16 protein-coding genes and 1 pseudogene are annotated in these 17,860 nt (G+C 68.3%); 6 read left to right on the top strand and 11 right to left on the bottom strand.

The genetic code is table 11. From position 1 onward, the window contains the following. Positions 1–214: 214 nt before the first annotated feature. Complete coding sequence (locus RHM57_RS05520; protein ID WP_134561294.1) at positions 215–1,603, bottom strand: FAD-binding oxidoreductase; 1,389 nt, start codon at positions 1,601–1,603, stop codon at positions 215–217. Between the two features lie 157 nt (positions 1,604–1,760). Here RHM57_RS05520 and RHM57_RS05515 point away from each other — a divergent pair, with 157 nt between their 5' ends. Further along, positions 1,761–2,429 (top strand): GntR family transcriptional regulator, encoded by a 669-nt coding sequence (locus RHM57_RS05515; protein WP_322140761.1) that lies wholly within the window; start codon positions 1,761–1,763, stop codon positions 2,427–2,429. Positions 2,430–2,487: 58 nt separating this feature from the next. Further along, the gene (locus RHM57_RS05510; RefSeq protein WP_134448864.1) at positions 2,488–3,678 is read left to right on the top strand and encodes an MFS transporter; all 1,191 of its coding nucleotides are present in this window, start codon (positions 2,488–2,490) and stop codon (positions 3,676–3,678) included. On the opposite strand, the gene RHM57_RS05505 is transcribed toward RHM57_RS05510, so the two are convergent. The 4 genes from RHM57_RS05505 to RHM57_RS05490 all read right to left on the bottom strand — a co-directional run bounded on the left by RHM57_RS05505 (position 3,675) and on the right by RHM57_RS05490 (position 7,920). Continuing rightward, a complete protein-coding gene (locus tag RHM57_RS05505) occupies positions 3,675–4,334 on the bottom strand; it encodes a TetR/AcrR family transcriptional regulator (RefSeq protein ID WP_322136038.1) in 660 nt (219 codons plus the stop codon). The genes RHM57_RS05510 and RHM57_RS05505 overlap by 4 nt on opposite strands. Then, entirely contained in the window at positions 4,331–5,566 is a 1,236-nt protein-coding gene (locus tag RHM57_RS05500; RefSeq protein WP_166791025.1) for an Acg family FMN-binding oxidoreductase, read from the bottom strand. Before RHM57_RS05500 ends, RHM57_RS05505 begins: the two co-directional genes overlap by 4 nt. 64 nt (positions 5,567–5,630) lie before the next feature. After that, positions 5,631–6,317 carry an ABC transporter ATP-binding protein gene (locus RHM57_RS05495; protein ID WP_134448862.1) on the bottom strand — a complete coding sequence of 229 codons (687 nt, stop codon included), beginning with the start codon at positions 6,315–6,317 and terminating at the stop codon, positions 5,631–5,633. Positions 6,318–6,384: 67 nt separating this feature from the next. Further along, entirely contained in the window at positions 6,385–7,920 is a 1,536-nt protein-coding gene (locus RHM57_RS05490) for an ABC transporter permease (protein WP_322189617.1), read from the bottom strand. Between the two features lie 199 nt (positions 7,921–8,119). Between RHM57_RS05490 and RHM57_RS05485 the strand changes: the two genes are divergently transcribed. Further along, positions 8,120–9,613 carry a maltokinase N-terminal cap-like domain-containing protein gene (locus tag RHM57_RS05485; protein ID WP_166787354.1) on the top strand — a complete coding sequence of 498 codons (1,494 nt, stop codon included), beginning with the start codon at positions 8,120–8,122 and terminating at the stop codon, positions 9,611–9,613. 56 nt (positions 9,614–9,669) lie between these two features. Here RHM57_RS05485 and RHM57_RS05480 read toward each other — a convergent pair whose 3' ends face one another. Next, positions 9,670–11,385 (bottom strand): AMP-binding protein, encoded by a 1,716-nt coding sequence (locus RHM57_RS05480; RefSeq protein WP_241985080.1) that lies wholly within the window; start codon positions 11,383–11,385, stop codon positions 9,670–9,672. Between the two features lie 239 nt (positions 11,386–11,624). Between RHM57_RS05480 and RHM57_RS05475 the strand changes: the two are divergent. Further along, a pseudogene (locus tag RHM57_RS05475) lies at positions 11,625–12,590 on the top strand (glycosyltransferase family 2 protein); the annotation flags it as partial. A gap of 375 nt (positions 12,591–12,965) precedes the next feature. Here the strand turns inward: RHM57_RS05475 and RHM57_RS05470 are convergent. Genes RHM57_RS05470 through RHM57_RS05455 form a run of 4 tightly spaced genes read right to left on the bottom strand, consistent with a single transcriptional unit; the run spans position 12,966 to position 15,678 of the window. Continuing rightward, complete coding sequence (locus RHM57_RS05470) at positions 12,966–13,475, bottom strand: dihydrofolate reductase (RefSeq protein ID WP_166787364.1); 510 nt, start codon at positions 13,473–13,475, stop codon at positions 12,966–12,968. Positions 13,476–13,494: 19 nt separating this feature from the next. Beyond that, positions 13,495–14,304 carry a thymidylate synthase gene (locus RHM57_RS05465; protein ID WP_134448858.1) on the bottom strand — a complete coding sequence of 270 codons (810 nt, stop codon included), beginning with the start codon at positions 14,302–14,304 and terminating at the stop codon, positions 13,495–13,497. A gap of 27 nt (positions 14,305–14,331) precedes the next feature. Then, complete coding sequence (locus RHM57_RS05460; protein ID WP_134448857.1) at positions 14,332–15,066, bottom strand: glutamine amidotransferase; 735 nt, start codon at positions 15,064–15,066, stop codon at positions 14,332–14,334. A gap of 48 nt (positions 15,067–15,114) precedes the next feature. After that, on the bottom strand, positions 15,115–15,678 hold the full coding sequence (locus tag RHM57_RS05455; RefSeq protein ID WP_322136043.1) for a hypothetical protein: 564 nt from the start codon (positions 15,676–15,678) through the stop codon (positions 15,115–15,117). Between the two features lie 510 nt (positions 15,679–16,188). Between RHM57_RS05455 and RHM57_RS05450 the strand changes: the two genes are divergently transcribed. Together RHM57_RS05450 and RHM57_RS05445 are read left to right on the top strand one after the other, a co-directional pair. After that, positions 16,189–16,530, top strand: a complete 342-nt coding sequence (locus RHM57_RS05450) for an S-adenosylmethionine decarboxylase (protein WP_198413440.1) — start codon at positions 16,189–16,191, stop codon at positions 16,528–16,530. Continuing rightward, entirely contained in the window at positions 16,530–17,357 is an 828-nt protein-coding gene (locus RHM57_RS05445) for a hypothetical protein (RefSeq protein ID WP_134560002.1), read from the top strand. Before RHM57_RS05450 ends, RHM57_RS05445 begins: the two co-directional genes overlap by 1 nt. A gap of 3 nt (positions 17,358–17,360) precedes the next feature. Here RHM57_RS05445 and RHM57_RS05440 read toward each other — a convergent pair whose 3' ends face one another. After that, positions 17,361–17,786 carry a VOC family protein gene (locus tag RHM57_RS05440; RefSeq protein ID WP_134448853.1) on the bottom strand — a complete coding sequence of 142 codons (426 nt, stop codon included), beginning with the start codon at positions 17,784–17,786 and terminating at the stop codon, positions 17,361–17,363. Positions 17,787–17,860: the final 74 nt, after the last annotated feature.

The following is a 17,860-nucleotide window of genomic DNA, read 5'->3' as shown; positions in this document are numbered from 1 at the left end:
CGGGGTAGTGAGCGGGGGGACACGAGGCGCCAGACGTGCACCGATGCACCGTGGTCCGCTCTCTTTTTCCAACACTACTCCCCGGCAAGGGCCGGTCGGGGGGTTCTTCCGCCGCGTCTCTCGCCCGCGCGTTTAAAAGGACTCGCCTAGCACAGCCAAACCCCGGTAATCCACTGCGGGGAGTGACGATCCTGAGAATTCTCAAACCTGGCGGCTAGAGCTTCTTTCCGGGGTTCAGCAGGCTGGCGGGGTCGAAAGCGAGCTTGACGCGGCGCTGCAGCTCCCGCACGGCGAGGCCGAGTTCGTCGTCGAGGTGCGCCTGCTTGAGCAGGCCGATCCCGTGTTCCCCCGACGCGGACCCACCCAGCGTGACGGCGAGCTGGATCACCCGTTTGAACGCGCGGTGGGCGGCATCGACCTCCGCGGGCAGGTCGGGGTTGAAGCCGATCACCGGGTGCAGGTTCCCGTCGCCGAGGTGCCCTCCGGTGCTGATCGGAATCAAGAGTTCGCTGGAAATCTCCTGAAGGCCGGAGAGGAGCGCCTGCAGCTGCGACCGCGGAACGGTCACGTCCTCGTTGAGGCTCGCACCGCGCGCGGCCTGCAGGGCCGGCTGGAGGAGGCGTCTCGCGCTCATCAGCTGGTCGAGGTGCGCGGCGTCGTGCGCGATGACGATCTCGCCCGCTCCCCCGGCCTCGAGGATGCGCGCGTATTCTGCGACGTCGTCGTCGGCCTGCCCCGCGGCATCCGACTGCACGAGGAGAAGTGCTGCAGCACCCTCCGGGAGCGTGGACGCGGGGTCGAAGGCGTTGATCGCGGTGATGCAGGATCCGTCGAGGAATTCGAGCACGCTCGGACGCCGGTTGTTCGTGACGATCAGTGCGGCGGCGGCGAGGGCCTCCGCGGTGGTCGAGAACGTCGCGGACACGCCGGAGGCCGGGGCAGGGGCAGGCAGCAGCCCGACCGTGATCTCGGTGATGATCCCGAGGGTGCCCTCCGACCCGACGAGGAGCGCCGTCAGGTTGTACCCGGCGACACCCTTGATGGTGCGCTGCCCCGTGTGCACGATGGAGCCGTCCGCGAGGACGACCGTGAGGCGGCGCACGAAGTTACCCGTCACGCCGTATTTGACGCACAGCATCCCGCCGGCGTTGGTGGCCACGTTGCCGCCGATCGTCGAGCCCTTCCACGAGCCGGGGTCCGGCGGGTAGAAGAGGCCGGCGGTCGCGGCGGCCCTGGCCAGGGCGTATGTGCGCACGCCGGCCTCGACCGTCGCGGTCTGGTCTGCCTTGTCGACGGAGACGATCCGGTTCATCCGGGTGAGGTTCACGACAATGGCTCCGGTGATCGCGTTCGCACCGCCGGCGAGTCCGGTGCGGGCACCCTGCGGCACGAGCGCAATGCCGTTGGCCGCTGCGAGGGTGACGACCGCCGCAACCTCGGCGGTGCTTTTGGGGAACACGACGGCGAGGGGCTCCCCCGCAGCGGTGCCGTCCGACTGGTCCGTGAGATACGCATCGGTCGCCTGTCCGGTCACGAGCTGCACGGGCGGCAGTATCGTGGCGAGTTCGTCGAGGATCGTCTGCGGGGAAAGCGTTTCAGTCACGGGGGCCTCTGGGTCAGAGTGGACGAGCCGGCACCGGGCGAAAGGCCTGCGGCCCGGCGGTGGGTGTGCCTCAATCGGGGCGTTTGCCCAGTATATGAGGCGGTATATTCCGCAGCCGACTTGTAGTTATTGATGTATCTATGGCTAGGCTGGGGGTATGCCGACCGAATCAGCCTCCCTCATGCCGGCCGGGGCCTCCGCCGTCGAGCGGGCATACACGCACGTCGCGGACCTGATCATCTCGGGGTCCCTCCCTGCGAGCTCCTTCCTGACCGAGGGGGAGATCGCCGGAGCCCTCTCACTCAGCCGCACACCGGTGCGCGAAGCCTTCCTCGCGCTCGAGGCCCGCGGGCTGATCCGGCTCTTCCCGAAGAAGGGCGCCGTCGTCACCGCGCTCGACGAGGCGGAGACCGCCGAGTTGCTCCAGGTGCGCATCATGCTCGAGACGACCGCCGTCCGGCTCCTGGGCGAACGCGAGGGCGGGACAGGCGGGGTGGACACCGACCTCGCCGCCCTGATCGAGATCCAGGCGGATGCCGCTGCGAGCGGTGACCTGCTCACCTTCGCCAGGGCAGACCACCGCTTCCACTCCCGGATCGTGGACGAGAACCGCAACCGGGTGATCGACGGTTTCTACGCCCAGCTCGGCCCGAGGCTCGAACGCCTCACCCACCGGGTCGCTTCCCGGGACCCCCGCAACCTCGAACGCCTTCTCGCCGAGCACCGCACCCTGGCCGGTCACGTGTCCAGCGGAGACACCGCAGCGTACGACCGTGCCCTCCGCGAACATGTCGAGGCCGGGCATTTCTCCACCAGGGTCGCCTGACCGCCACGGTCCCCTGACCACCACCACCGTCCATCCCCGATCGCGTTCCGAAAGTCCGATGATTCCCCGTACCATTCCCGCCTGGCTCCGCGCAGCACCCGCCATCTTCGTCATGGCCTGGGGCGGCAACCACTTCACCCCGCTGCTGCACATGTACGAGGCGCTCGGCCACTACACGACCGTGATGGCGGATGTCTTCCTCGGGGCGTACGTCGTCGGCCTGATTCCCGGGCTCCTCCTCGCCGGGGCGCTCTCGGACCGGTATGGACGCAAGCCCCTCGCGATCGCGGGCGTGATCACGGGACTCGTGGCCAGCATCCTTCTCGGTTTCGGTTTCTCGAGCACGGTCATGCTGTGCCTCGGCCGCTTCCTGGCCGGGCTGAGCGTCGGCGTTGCGATGTCGGTCGGAACGGCGTGGCTCAAGGAACTCTCCGCCGCGCCGTTCGACAAGCGCGCTGACACGGTGGCAGGCGCCCGGCGCCCGGCACTGACCCTCACCCTCGGCTTCGGACTCGGTGCCGGCGTCGCCGGCGCACTCGCCCAGTGGGGCCCGATGCCGACGCTCGCCCCCTACCTCGTCCACATCGTGCTGAGCCTTGCCGTACTGCCCCTGCTCGTCACGACGCCGGAGACCGTGCCGCGCTACCGCGCGCACCGCCCGTTCTGGCGTGACCTTGCGGTTCCTCTCGCCGGGCATCGCCGCTTCCTGCGCGTCATCGCGCCCTCAGCGCCCTGGGTCTTCGGCGCGGCCGGGATCGCGTACGCGATCATGCCGAAGCTCGTCGACACCCAGCTCGGCGAGTTCAACCTCGCATACGCGACCCTGCTCACGGTCGTCACCCTCGGTACGGGGGCCCTGGTCCAGCCGCAGGTCGCCCGGATCAACACACGCACCAACGGGCGAGCGCTCGTCGTCGGCATGGGCATGATGCTCGTCGGCATCCTGCTCTCCATCTGCGCCGCGGCGACCCTGTCCCCGATCGTCGCCCTCGTCACGGCGATCGTGCTCGGCGCCGCGTACGGCGTGTGCGTCGTCGCGGGCCTCGTCGAGGTGCAGCGCATCTCCACCCCTGCCGACCTCGCCGGCATCACGGGCGTGTACTACAGCCTCACCTACCTCGGGTTCCTGCTGCCGGTCCTCTTCGCGGCGCTCAACGCCGTCGCGAGCTACACCCTGCTGATGTCCCTGCTCGGTGTCGTCTGCGCGGCGTCCCTCGCCGTCGTGGCCTGGGGCATCCGCCGCGTCTAGCCCCGCCCGGGTAAAGGGGCGCTGAGGTACGGCGTGAGGACGGCGCGCAGGTAGCGCGTCCCGCCGGTGGAATCTGTAGTGGAATCCGAAGGCCCTCCGGTGTCCGCCCCGTCGAGCTCCTCGAAGGCGAACCAGGACTCGGCGAGGATCCAGAGCGCCCGCACGAGGTCATCGAGCTCCCGATCGCCGAGCGGGCGGATCTCGCCGTGTTCACGCCAGCCCCTGGCGATCTCGCTGAACCTGACGAGGCGCCGGGCGCGCACGAGCCGGTAGTGTTCGGCGAGCACCGGGTCCGCGTGCAGCAGGCCGAAGAGGTCGCGGGCCAGGAACGCGTACTGCCGCGTCAGCGCGACACCGGCACCGAGGCGGTCGAGTACCTGCTCGGGGTCCAGGCGTTCAGGCCCGTCCCCTCCCCCGGCAGCGGATGCCTCCCAGAGAGATTCGTAGGCCGTCACGCGCTGGGCATGCAGCTCGCGCACGATCTCGTCCTTGCCGCCGAACCAGTAGTACAGGTTGCCCGGGCTGATTCCGGCGGCCGCCGCGATCGCGTTGGTGGTCACGGCGGCGGTGCCGCGTTCGTTGAAGAGGCCGAGGGCGACGAAGAGGATCCTGGCCCTGGTCTCCCCCGCCGTCACCGTGGTCGGGACCCGGCTCACGAAAGCACGACTTCCCGCGCGGGGCGTCGAGGGCTCGGCAGGGCCGAGCCGGTCGGATGTCCGATCCGGAAGGTCATGATCGCGTGGCGGCCGGCGGGCAGGAGCGCGGCCAGCGCGTCGCCGAAGTCCGGGTTGAGGCCCGTCGAGCGTTCCCTGTCGATCCGTTCCGGAAGCTGGCAGAGCGGTTGGGCGCTCACCCCGTCGACCGTCATGCTCAGGTGCAGGCGCTGCCAGGCCCTGCCGACGGCGAGACGCTCGCCGGTGTCGAGCGGGTCGCGCACGACGAGCGCTCCGAAGGCCGCGGCCGTGGGGACCTGGCTGTCCCTGGTGCCGGCGAGCCAGCCCGCGTTGTTCTGGGCCGTCGAAACGGGAATGACCTTCGAAACGGCCCTGATGAATTCCGACTGCCCGGACGGGTCGATCGTGATGCCGTCTTTCTTCGACTGGATCTCGTGCCAGTCGGTGCGGTACCAGGCGGCGTCGTCCGCCACCTGTTGCGGGTCTGCGATGATCGCCTCGGTCGCGCGGACGGTCAGGGCACCGAACGCATTCTTCTCCGCGGGGTCCGAGAACCAGACGAGTTCGGCGACGGTCTCGTCGATGAGTCCGCTGAGCCGTGCCAGCTCCGCGGCGCTCACGGGCCGCGTGAGGTCATAGGAGTTGCGGTCGGTGTGTCGGGATGCGATCGCGGTGAACAGCGGTGAGACGGATGCCTCCGCCGCCTGAAGGTCGATCCGTGCGACGTGTGTGGGGTCCGCGGGGTCCGGCAGCAGGGTGACGGCGGCCTTCTTCCCGTTCGCGGGTGCCGCGACGACGATGTTCTCGATCGCGCACCCGAGCGAGACGTCCATCTCCCGGAGCAGCGGGTCCATCGTCCCGAGGTTCCTGGTCGTGTCAGCGAAGACGTCGATCCGGTTGTCGGCGACCCTGAACTGCCAGGGCTGGGCGTTGTGCGCGTTCGCGGCGAGCACGGCGGCCCGAACGAGGCCGAGGGCGTCATGCGCCTCCGGGCCGGCCTGCGCCCATGCGGCGAATGCCTCGCCTGTCCCGCTCGCGAACACGCCACCGTCGACCGCGCGCCAGGTGAGGCCTGCGGCGCCGGCGATCGCGATCGTCCCCAGGCCGATGCCGGCGACCTTGAGGAACGAACGCCGGGTCGACGTCCGCCCCTTCTTGTCGTACCGGCCTTTCGGCTCGTTCCGGTCGTTCCTGGGTGTCCTGTCGGGCGTCATACTCCCATTAGAGTCTTTACTCTAATGTTTGTCGAGCCCGGCGGTCATCAGGCGAGCCCGGCAGTCAGGCGAGTTCGGTGAGTCGTCCGGCCTTGATGTGCAGGCGGCGCTGGGCGCGCCTGGCGACGGCACTGTCGTGCGTGACCACGATCAGGGTGAGGCCCTGTGCCCGCCAGAGCCCCTCGAGCAGGTCCATGATCTCGTCCCTGGTCTCCTCGTCGAGGTTGCCGGTCGGCTCGTCGGCGAGGAGCACGGTCGGGTCCTTGACGAGTGCCCTCGCGATCGCGACCCGCTGTTGCTGGCCGCCCGAGAGTTCGGCGGGAAGGTGGCCGAGGCGGTCCCCGAGGCCGACGGCCTCGAGGGCGGCCGCCGAGCGCTCCCGGCGCGCGGCGTTCGTCCCGCCGAGCGGCGCGAGCGCCGTCTCGACATTCTCCTGGGCGGTCAGCGTCGGGATCAGGTTGAAGCCCTGGAACACGAAGCCGATCTCGGTGGCGCGGATGCGACCGAGCTGGGAGTCCCCGAGGCTCGACAGGTTCGAACTGCCGAGGTGCTCCGTCTCGAGCACCACGGATCCGGAACTCGGGCGGTCAAGTGCCCCGAGCATCTGCAGGAGGGTCGACTTGCCGCCACCGGTCGGCCCCTGGATCGCGACCATCTGGCCATCGGGGATCGAAACGGTGACGTCCTGCAGCGCGGTCACCGAGCGCTTGCCCTGGTCATACTTTTTGGTGACATTCGTCAGCTGGTACATGGTCTGGTTCCTTTTGGAAGCTGAAAGTGAGAATCGGAGCGAATCGAATCGGGTGACGCAGGCAGTGCTACGCGATGCTGCGCAGGGCTTCCGCCGGCCGGAGCCGGGAGGCTCGCCACCCCCCGATCACTCCGGCGAGCAGGCCGCCGAGAACGGCGAGTCCGACCGCGATCAGGATCACGGATACCGTGACGGGCGCCGTCAGGACGATGTTCGACTGGGTGGCCGCCTGGGTTGCGGCACCGAATCCGCCACCGCCAGGGCCGAAGCCTGCGCCTCCCGCACCTCCCGCGCCGCCGGCGGCCCCGGCCCCGCGGCCCACCGCCTGCACGGCCGTCGAGGCCCCTGCGGTCAACGTCGGGGCGATGATGTTGATCACGAGGATCCCGGCGAGCCCGACGGCGATCCCGACGACGCCGCCGATCAGGCCCTGCACGAGCGATTCGCCGCCGACCTGGCGCACGATCCGGCCGTTGGACCACCCGATCGCCTTGAGCGTTCCGAACTCACGGGTGCGCCGGGTGACCCCGGAGATCGTGAAGAGGATCGCGATCAGGAACGCCGCTGCGAGGACGATCAGGGAGAGCCACAACCCGAGGTTGGAGACGAGGCTCGATGCGCTCGCGAGCGACCCGGATACGCTCGACGCGAGGTCCGCCTGGGTCTTGACGGTCGCTGCGGGCAGTGCGGTCCTGATGTCCGCCTGGACCTGGTTGATGTCCGTCGACGACGCCGCCTGCACGTAGATGTTGGAGACCTGGCTCGGCAGGGCCGCGAGGGACTGGGCGACGTCGAGCGGAATGTAGACATTGGCCGCGGTCGCGCTGTCCGAGGTCGCCGCGGAGACCAGCCCGACGATGCTGAAGTCGGTGCCCGCGATAGCGACGGTGCCGCCGACGGCGAGGGAGGCGGTCGTCGCGTAGCTCGCGTCGAGGACGGCGACGTTCGCACCGGCATCCGTGCTCGCGAGCGAGCGCCCGGCTGTGAGCGTCACGGCGGAGAGCGGGCCGACGGCTGCGTCGGCCGGGTTCAGCCCGAGCACGGTGAAGGAGTCGACGCTGAACGAGCTGCCGCCCGCACCGTCGGGGCCACCCGTCGACGGCGTCTCAGCGCTCTGGCCTGACGGAGCGCCCTGGCCGGTCGATGGCCGGGTGGCGCCCTGGCTGCGGGTCGGGAGGGCGCCGCTGAAGGTGGAGTTGCTCAGCAGGAGCGTCGCAGCGGCCGCACTGACGTTCGGAACCGCGCGCACCGAGTCGAGACCGGTCGAGGCGAAGGTCTCCGTCCCGCGTTCAGCCGTGAGCCTGCTGCGGCTGATCGTCGTGGTTCCGTCCGCTGCGGCACCGTCCGCCGAACCGAAGTCGAAGCGTTGGGGCGCGCCGTTTCCGGTGCCCGGCGTCGCGGCGGCAGCAGGGGCCTGGCTCACGGTGATGTCGGTGCCGACGCCGTACACGGACTCGAGAACGGATGCCTGGGCGAGCTGGACTCCGCTCGACACCGAGTTGACGATGATGACCAGCGCGATGGCGAGGGCCATGCCGATCGCGACGATGGCGGTCTGCTTGCGACGGCCCGCGAGTTCCCGACGCAGGTAGGTATAGAACATGAGTCTCCGGTTCCGGGGACTCTCCGTGGGGCCCACCGGGATCGAAGTTATGGATCAGGGCTTTCCGGACGCTATCACTTTCCTGTGAATACGCCGTCAAATGACAGTTCTGCCCCATGAACATCGGCTGGGCACTGGTGTTTCCAAGCTGATCAGGATGTCTGCGGGCCACACTCTGCCGCTGGCGTACGCTGGCGGCATGACTGGGAATGGCCTCGGATCCGCAGTGCCCGAAGATGTGAGCTCCTGGGCCGCCCGCCAGCGCTGGTTCGCGGACACGGGCCGCCCGGTGGCGCTGGCGCGCGTGGGCGGCTGGTCGCTGCCCTCCGGCGAGCCGGGGGTGCTGATCCGCACCGACTGCGTCGTCGACGCCGGCGACCCTCGCCGGACGGTCTACCAGCTTCCCGTGACCGAGCGGGAGGTGGCTCTCCCTGGCGGCGAGGCGGCCCTCATCACGACCCTTACCGGAGCGGACGGGCGGCGAAAGTTCGTCTATGACGCTCCGGCGGATCCGGCCTATGCGCGGGCGCTGCTCCTGTTGATCCTGCGTCGCGGCACGTCAGGCCCTGGTGCAGACGGATGCTCGGTCGCGGAAGGCGAGACCCTTCCCAACGGCCTCGCCGGCGGTGTACCCGGAGGTGTACCCGGCGACGGAGTCGCGCCGGAGGGTGTCGAGCCGACCGTCGTGTCGAGTCACGTGCTCCGGGGAGAGCAGTCCAACACCTCGATCATCTACGAACTCGCGGGTCCTGACGGTCGCGCACTCACTCCCGTGATCTGCAAGGTCTTCCGGGCGCTCCACCACGGCGACAACCCCGACGTCACCGTGCAGTCCGCACTCGCCCGCGCCGGCTCGCACTTCGTTCCCCTTCCCGTCGGTTGCATCGTCGGGGACTGGGCGGACCCCCGCGCGCCTGGCGGCACCGCGCGCGGCCACCTCGCTTTCGCCCAGGAGTTCCTGCCCGGCGTCGAAGACGCCTGGCGGGTGGTACTCGGTGCGGCACGGAGAAACGAGGACTTCACTGCGCGGGCGCGGAGCCTCGGCGTCGCGACCGCGGCAGTCCACGCCGACCTCGCTGACGCGATGCCGACGGCGGAGCCGACCGCTGAGGTCGTCGGCACGGTCCTCGACGGCCTGCGCGCCCGCGCCCGGCGCGCGATCGCGGAGGTGCCTGCACTCGACCGGTACGCCCCGGCGATCGAGGCGGTGTTCGCCGCAGCGGCCGAGGTGTCCTGGCCGAGGCTGCAGCGCATCCACGGGGACCTGCACCTCGGCCAGGTGCTGCTCGTTCCGGGCAGGGGCTGGGTGCTCGTCGATTTCGAGGGCGAACCGCTCACTCCTCTCGAGGACCGGACCCGTGTCGACGTGCCCTGGCGGGATGTCGCCGGGATGCTGAGGTCGTTCTCCTACGCGGCCGGAACCGTGGCGCGGGAAGCTCCCGAGCGGACCGGTGTCGTCACCGGGTGGGCACAGGCCTGCCGTCGGGCGTTCCTTGCCGGGTACAGCGAACGTTCCGGCAGGAGCCTCGGAGAGCAACGCCCGCTGCTCGGCGCCTTCGAACTCGACAAGGCTCTCTACGAGGTCGTCTACGAAAAACTCAATCGGCCCGACTGGCTGCCGATCCCCCTCGCAGCGATCGACGCCCTGCTCGCCCCCGTTCCCGTCCCCGCCGCCGTTCGCGAAAGCGGGTGAGTCGTCGGTATGCCGAGCTCAGTACGACGTTTCACCCGCTTTCGCGGGCGCGCGGATCAGCTCTTCGACGAACGCTTAAGCTCGGGGAACTGGTCGTCGCGCCATTCCTCCGGAAGCCGGAGCTGCTGCTCTGCGGCATCGTTCTCGCGCGCCCGCAGCTCGACCCTGCGGATCTTGCCTGAGCTCGTCTTGGGCAGTTCGAAGAACTCGATACGCCGCACCCGCATGTACGGCGGCAACCCGTTGCGGGCGTGGCGCAGCACGGCGAGAGCGGTCGCGCTGTCGGGTGCCCAGCCGGCCGCGAGGTGGATGTACGCTTTGGCGATGTTGAGTCGGGTGTCGTCGGGGGCGGGGACGACCGCGGCCTCGGCGACGGCGGGGTGTTCGAGCAGCACGCTTTCGACCTCGAACGGGGAGACCTTGTAATCGGAGGACTTGAAGATGTCATCCGTGCGGCCGATGAAGGTGATGTAGCCGTTGTCGTCCCGGGTGGCGACGTCGCCCGTGTGGAAGTAGCCATCCCGGAGCGCGGCCTGGGTCCTGACCGGGTCGCCGTGGTACCGGGCCATGAGGTTGACGGCGGGCTCGGCGAGGTCGAGGCAGATCTCGCCCTCGTCTGCGACGCCTCCCGTGATCGGATCGACGAGGGTGATCGCGACACCGGGCAGGGGCAGGCCCATGGACCCGGCCTTGAGGACGGACCCCGGCACGTTGCCGACGATGGCCGTCGTCTCGGTCTGGCCGTACCCATCGCGGATCGTGAGCCCCCAGGCACGCTGGATCTGGCTGATCACCTCGGGGTTGAGCGGTTCACCCGCCGAGAGGATCTCGCGGAGGCCGACCGGCTTCTCGCCCACATCGGACTGGATCAGCATCCGCCACACCGTCGGCGGCGCACAGAACGTCGTGACCTTGGCGCGGTGCAGCTGGGCCGTGAGCGCCTGCGGGTCGAACCGGCCGTAGTTGTAGACGAAGACGGTGGCCTCAGCGATCCAGGGCGAGAAGAAGCTGCTCCAGGCGTGCTTGCCCCAGCCCGGTGAGCTGATGGCGAGGTGCACGTCGCCGGGACGAAGCCCGAGCCAGTACATCGTGGAGAGATGGCCCACGGGGTACGAGGTCTGGGTGTGCACGACCATCTTGGGCTTGCTCGTGGTCCCCGAGGTGAAGTAGATGAGCGACGGGTCGTCCGAACCGACGGCCACGGGAACGGGCGCCGTGGACAGCAGGGCGGCGTCGGCGTAGTGAGCCCAGCCGGGAACCGTGCCGCCGACGCAGATGCGCCGGAAATCGCCGTCGATCTCCGCGAACTTGGCGGCGTCACCCGCATTCGCGATGACGCAGTCCACCTCGCCGCGCTGCACGCGGTCGGCGAGGTCGCCGGCGGCGAGCACGGTCGATGTCGGGAGGATCACGGCGCCGATCTTCATGATGCCGAGCATGAGCTCCCAGAGTTCGACCTGGTTGCCGAGCATGAGCATCACGTGATCGCCCTTGCCGACGCCCTGCTGGGTGAGCCACGCCGCGACCTGGTTGGAGCGTGCGGACATCTCCGCGAAAGTGACCTTCAGCTCACGGCCGTCCTCCTCGACGATCCACAGGGCGATGTTGTCGTTGCCGGCCGCGATCACGTCGAACCAGTCGACGGCCCAGTTGAATGACGCGCCGACATCCGGCCAGCGGAATTCCGCGGCGGCACGGGCGTGGCCGTCCCAGAGGCGCAGCAGCTGATCGCGGGCGGCACGAAAATTGGAGGTACTCGTCGGAAAAGTCACTTCTCCATCATCCTCACTCATAAATGCCTGTAACTGCATGCATCCGGAAAACACGTCGCGGCGCGTTCCGGGGGCAACCCACACCCGGATGTGGTTAACCACATGGGTCGCCCCATCCGGGTGACAGGGCCAGCGGTCCCCTCCGGCCTCGGGTAGCTTCGTGCACGTCAACACCGACAGTCTCGACGTGGCGTCTCCGGTTCCAGTGTGGGACGTTCGATTTCACCCCGGGGGCACAGATGGTTACGTTCTTCGTCATTTTCATTCTTGTTGTGGGAATCAACACCTTGCTCTGGACCACGGTCGGTCTCATCCGTGCCGTGGTCGAGAGCAGCCGCCGCCGGTCGCCCGATCGATCGCAGGACCCGCTGATCTCCGCGGACGAGGTCGCGGTCCTGGTCGCCGCCCACGACGAAGAACAAGTGATCGCCGCGACGATCGGTTCCGCAACCGGCCAGGTGCCCGTTGGACACGTCTTCGTCGTTTCGGACGCCTCAGCAGACCGGACCGCGGACCTCGCGAGAGCCAGCGGAGCGAACGTGCTCGAACTCGAGTCGAATCACGGAAAGGCCGGCGCGCTCGTCGCGGCAATCGACCATTTCGAACTGGCACGCCGGTTCCCGGTCGTGGTGCTCCTCGATGCGGACACGGTGCTGGCCCCCGACTACCTGCTGACCGGCCTGCCGTGCTTCCAGGATCCGGGGGTCGTCGCGGTTGCAGCGTGTGCGTCGACGATCGCTGATCCTCCCCCCGCGACGATGATGGGCCGATTCCTGGTCGCATACCGGGAACGTTTCTACGTCATGGTGCAGTACCTGCTCAAGTACGGTCAGGCCGCCAGGCTCGCGAACGTGATCTCCATCGTTCCCGGTTTCGCGAGCATGTATCGCAGCCGGGTCCTCGGAAGCATCGACATCGATCCTCCCGGGCTCGCGATCGAGGACTTCAACATGACGTTCGAAGTGCACGCGCGCAAGCTCGGCCGGATCGCATTCCACCCCTCGATCGCGAGGGCCTCGACCCAGGATCCGGACAACCTGCACGATTACACCCGGCAGCTCCGGCGTTGGACCCTGGGGTTCTGGCAGACGCTGCGCCGCCACGGATTCCGGCTCGGCTGGTTCTGGGGTGCGCTGGCGCTCCACGTGTTCGAGCTCGTGACGAGCAGTGTGATGATGCTGCTGTTCCTGCCGCTGCTCGTCGTATCGGTCGGCGCGGTCATCTGGGAGGCGACGTCGACGGACCCGTCCGGCATCGCCACGCGGCTGACGGACGCGATTCCGCCGACCCTGATCCTGCTCGGCGTGCTCGTGCCCGATTACCTGTTGACCGTGCTCGTCGTCGCCGTCACCCGCCGGCCGAGTTATCTGCTGCTCGGGTTCGCCTTCCCACTCGTACGTGTGGTCGACGCGGCGATCTGCCTGGCGACCCTTCCCCAGGCATTCCTGACGCCGTCGAGCGGACGCTGGAGGAGTCCGGAACGCCGAGTCACCGTGGCGCCCGTGGCTCCCGCGCTGCAGGAGAAGCCGGTGCCGCCGGAGACGTCAGCTCGTGAAGAGATGTCCGTGCCCGAAGAGACGTCAGTTCCGCGGAACCGGCCGCTCGTACCCGACAAAGCGAAAGCGGATGCCGGTCCTCGAGACCATCCATTCCGAGGCGTGGGCACGCGTCCACTCCCCGTCAACCGCGGGGGCCCTCGTGTCGCCGGGCACGGCGAGGTCCAGCTCGGTGACCTCGAGTCGTGAGGCGCGGGCCAGGGCTTCGCGGTAGACCTCGCCTCCGCCGATCACCCAGATCGTCGTGGCCGGATCTGTGGCCGAGTCGTCCGCAGCGAGGGCATCGTCCACGGACCCGGCGCGTTCGGCTCCGGCAGCGGCCCAGTCGGCGTCCCTGGTGACGACGATGTTCCGTCGCCCGGGGAGCGGCCGGAATCGTTCGGGGAGGGAATCCCACGTGCGACGACCCATCACGACCGTCGCGGCATCCGTCACGGCCTTGAAATGCGCGAGGTCTTCGGGAAGGTGCCAGGGTATCGAACCGGCGCTGCCGATGATCCCGTCGTGCGCCTGCGCCCAGACCAGTGCGATCACGGGAGTGTGACGGGCGGGATCAGACGGCAACGGGTGCCTTGATCGCGGGGTGGTGCTGGTAGCCGACGACCTCGAGGTCCTCGTACCCGTAGTCGAAGATGCTCGCGCGTTCGCCCGTGATGCGGAGCGTCGGGAGCGGATACGGGGCACGGGTCAGCTGCTCCGTGACCTGGTCACGATGGTTGTCGTAGATGTGGCAGTCCCCGCCGGTCCAGATGAAGTCGCCGACCTCGAGGCCGGCCTGGGCGGCGACGAGGTGGGTCAGCAGCGCATAACTCGCGATGTTGAAGGGGACGCCGAGGAAGAGGTCGGCGCTGCGCTGGTAGAGCTGGCAGGACAGGCGGCCGTCGGCGACGTAGAACTGGAAGAGCGCGTGGCACGGTGCAAGGGCCATCGACGGGATGTCCGCGACGTTCCAGGCCGACACGATCATGCGACGCGAATCCGGGTCTGTCTTCAGGGTCTCGATCACCTGGGCGATCTGATCGATGTGACCACCGTCGGGGGTGGGCCAGGAGCGCCATTGCACTCCGTAGACGGGACCGAGTTCTCCGGTTTCCGATGCCCACTCGTCCCAGATGCTGACGCCGTGTTCCCGGAGCCATCCGACGTTGCTCTCGCCGCGCAGGAACCACAGGAGTTCGTAGGCGATCGACTTGAAGTGCACGCGCTTCGTCGTGATGAGCGGGAAGCCCTCACGAAGGTCGAAGCGGAGCTGGGCGCCGAAGATGCTCGTGGTTCCGGTCCCGGTCCGGTCGGCTTTGGCGGTGCCCGTCGCCAGGGTGTGGCGAAGCAGGTCTTCATACGGGGTCGCGAGTGAGGTTGGCATTCGTAGCAGTTTATTTGGTGGCGCAGCTTATTCGGTGCCGAAGCGCCGCACGAAGGCACGCATCAGGTTCGCCGGTTGCGTCACCGTGGCCGCCGCGATGCTCGCGATGACTCCGGTCCAGGCATCCGGCTTGACATATCCGTTGTCGCGGTAGATCCGGAGGCGGGTGAGGATGCTCGCATTGGTGAGCTCCGGGTGGAACTGGGTCGCGTAGACGTTCCGTCCGACCCGGAAGGCCTGGACCGGGCAATCCTCTCCGGTGGCCAGGAGTACGGCGCCGGGCGGGAGGACCGTGCATGCCTCCTTGTGTCCGACGAAGGCCTCGAAGTCGGGCTCGAGGATACCGAACAGGGGGTCGGCGGCTCCCTCCTGCGTCAGCCGCACTCTCGTCGGGCCGGCGTCCTCCGGCCACGTTCCGTCGACGACACCCCCGCCGTGTGTCGTCAGCAGCCCGATGCCGTAACAGGCTCCGAGAAAGGGAAAATCACGGGCGACGACGAGGTCGAGGAGCGACTGGAGTTCCCGCTCGACCCGGAGCTGGACGGCGGACTTCGTCGCCGCGGGGTCGCTGGCGTTGAAGGGGCTGCCACCGACGATGATGCCGGAGTAGTCGTCCAGCCGGATCGGCGGCAGTGGCGCCGCCTCGAGCCTGACCCGGTGCAGGTCCTCCGGGGTGAGGCCGCCGGCGCTCAGGAAACCCTCGTACTCGTCGTCGGCGGCTTCGTCCTCCGGACGGCTGGCCAAGAGCAGGTAGGGCTTCACGCCGCCATGATACGCGGTGCGGCGCCCATTCCGGTGCGCGCTTCCCGATCAGTACAGGAATGACCTCGCGAAGGTGTTCACATCGATGTTGACGCCGTTGAAGACCCGTTCAAAATGCTGCTGAACACCGACTCGGAGATTCCCGGACGCGTTCCAGCCACCGAACGGAATCGGTGCAGGCGAGAGGAGATCGACGGGGTCGTCAGGGAGGCCGGCCACGGCAGTCGAGCCCGGCTGGACGGGCACGGCATCCCAGAGGGCGACGTCCGAGAACTCCGTCGTTCCCGCGCCCATGATGTCGTCCCACATCCGCGCGCCGGTGTAGACGACGGGGCGCACTCCGGTGGATTGGACGCCCGTGATCATGGCGCGGGTGAGCGGCGGGCCGCCCGTTTCGATGTCGAGGGCGAAGAACTGGAGCCGGATGCGGAAGGAGCCCGTCGCCGCGATCCCCTCCCGCCAGCAGCGCGGATCCCTGGTGTACGCGGCGATCGCGAGACCGGCGTCGATGGCCATCGCGAGCTGCGCCTGGGTGCGGGCGAGAGGCGTGCACGTGCCGAACTCGGTGGAGCTGAGGATGTAGAGCCGGAACCCGGCTTCGTATGCCTGCACGAACCAGGCAGGATCGGAAATCGGATTGTCCGAATCCAGCGCCCTGATCGCCGGTGACGGTTGGGCCCGCGACGATTGGGCCGGTACGGTCGGCACCGGAGTGGGGCCGCGGTCGGGGAAACCGCTGGGATGCCGGACGGGGCGGATGCCGCCGGGTCCGGTCGGATCGCACCTGCTACCTGGATGGCCGCGAGGGGAAGGCCCACTGCAAGGATCACCAGCAGCGCGGCCCCGAAAATGGGCGGCGCAACCGGCCCCTTTCCCGGGTGTCTCGTGACGGAAAGCCTGCGCATTCGCTCAGTGTGCACCGGCATCGCGGTGAAGAAAAGGGACCCACCGGGGACTCGTCCAGACTGTCGGACGTGCCCTCGGACCCCGATGGATGTCTGGGGGGCGTACAGTGAGGCAGCACCGCTCAGTCTCAGGTTCCAATGTCGCCCTGATGAAACGGCTGCCGCCGGGGATTCCTTTCCCCAAGCTCTTGATCACATCACTGGGGGAATGGCTTTCATGCGCGACCTTGCACCAACCATTTACCGGCAGCGTCTTGTCATCGAGGCCTACCCCGCCGAACCGATCAGCGCAGTGCAGATCACGGACTACTTGTCAGGGCTTGCCCCGGTGCTCGACATGAAAGGCCTGATCGAACCGGTCACGCATCGCAGCGATCTGTACGGCTGGGCCGGGTGGACTCACTGGGAAACGTCGGGGGCGCATTTCTACGCGTGGGAACAACCGGTGCTCTTCTACAGTGTCGACATCTACACCTGCAAGCCGTTCGACCCCCTCGTGGCCGTCGAATACACCACGCGTTTCTTCGGCAGTGCCAGCGCCGAATACAAGGAGTTTTAGTGCCGACCCGCGACACCGATACCGTGATCGGCGCCGAGGTGTTCAGCCCCCGATACGACCTGAGCGATGCCGAGCTCGAGGACCTCACCGTGCGGCTGCTCGCCGCGCGCACGCGTGACCTCCCGGAGCACTACCGGCTGGTCGCGATCGAGGTCGACGGCCGGAGCCCGTTTTCGAACGTCGGCCGGCACGTGGAACGTGTTGTCTTCGAGGCGACGTTCGGCAACGATGCCGCGCAGATGACGGACGAGTACGGCGCGTACGAGGGCACGAGCACATTCTTCATCTCCATCGACAGGGACACCGGCACGCCGAGCGGGGTGCTGCGGATCATCGAGGATTCCCCGCATGGACTCAAGAGCCTCAACGATGCCGCCCAGGAACCGTTCAATCTGGAACTCGATGAGGCGTTCCGCTTTCACGCGATCACCGATCCGACCGAGATCTGGGACATCGGCACCGTCGCCGTCCTCCCCGACTACCGTCGCGGCGAAGCAGCGGTGAGCGTGCAGCTCTACCGCGCCATGTACCTCTCCGCGCTCGTGCACCGGATCAAGCACATTGTGTCCATCGTCGACGACCGCCCGCTGCGCAAGATGCGGGACTTTCTGGGCATCCCGTTCGTACCGCTCGCCGACACTCCCCCTGGTCCGTACCTCGGCTCGAAGAAGAGCCACGCCGTCTACGGGTACGTGCCGCACTTCCTGCCGAAGGCGCGGGCGCACCGCGACACCATGCGCGGCCTCCTCGTCCGCAACGCCCTGCAGCGCCTTGTCGACGGCACGGAAGACGACTCGATCAGCCTCGACGTCCAGCCCGGCGCCTGAACGTCACTCGGGCGCTGTGCTGCCCGATCCGGAGATGTTGACCAGCCAGCTCACGCCGAACGGGTCCACGAGCATCCCGAAGCTGTCTCCCCACGGCGCCTTCGCAAGCGGCTGGAGTACGGTCCCGCCGGCAGACAGTTTTTCGAAGTAGCCGCTCAGTTCCGCCTCGTCGTCGCCGCTCAGCGAGACCGACATAGTGGTGCCCGGTGTCAGATCCATGCTGTTCGGTGTGTCCGCCGCCATCAGGACCATCCCGCCGTCCGTCGTCAAAGCGGAGTGCATGATCTTGTCGCCCTCCGCAGGATCCTCACTGGCGTGGAGCTCCGCGAAGGTACTGCGCGTGACCGTGCCGCCGAAGACCGACTCGTACAGGTCCATGGCCGCCCTGGCCGAATCACGGAACGAGAGATAGGGGTTGAGCGTTGTCATCTGAGACCTCCAGACCGGGGCGTGCCCGCCGTCGGGCCCGCGCTTCCGAGACATTATCGACCCCGGAACGGCAA

Source organism: Cryobacterium sp. 10S3, from assembly GCF_034344045.1.
Taxonomy (GTDB): Bacteria; Actinomycetota; Actinomycetes; order Actinomycetales; family Microbacteriaceae; genus Cryobacterium; species Cryobacterium glucosi.
This window is presented reverse-complemented; position numbering and strand designations above follow the sequence as displayed.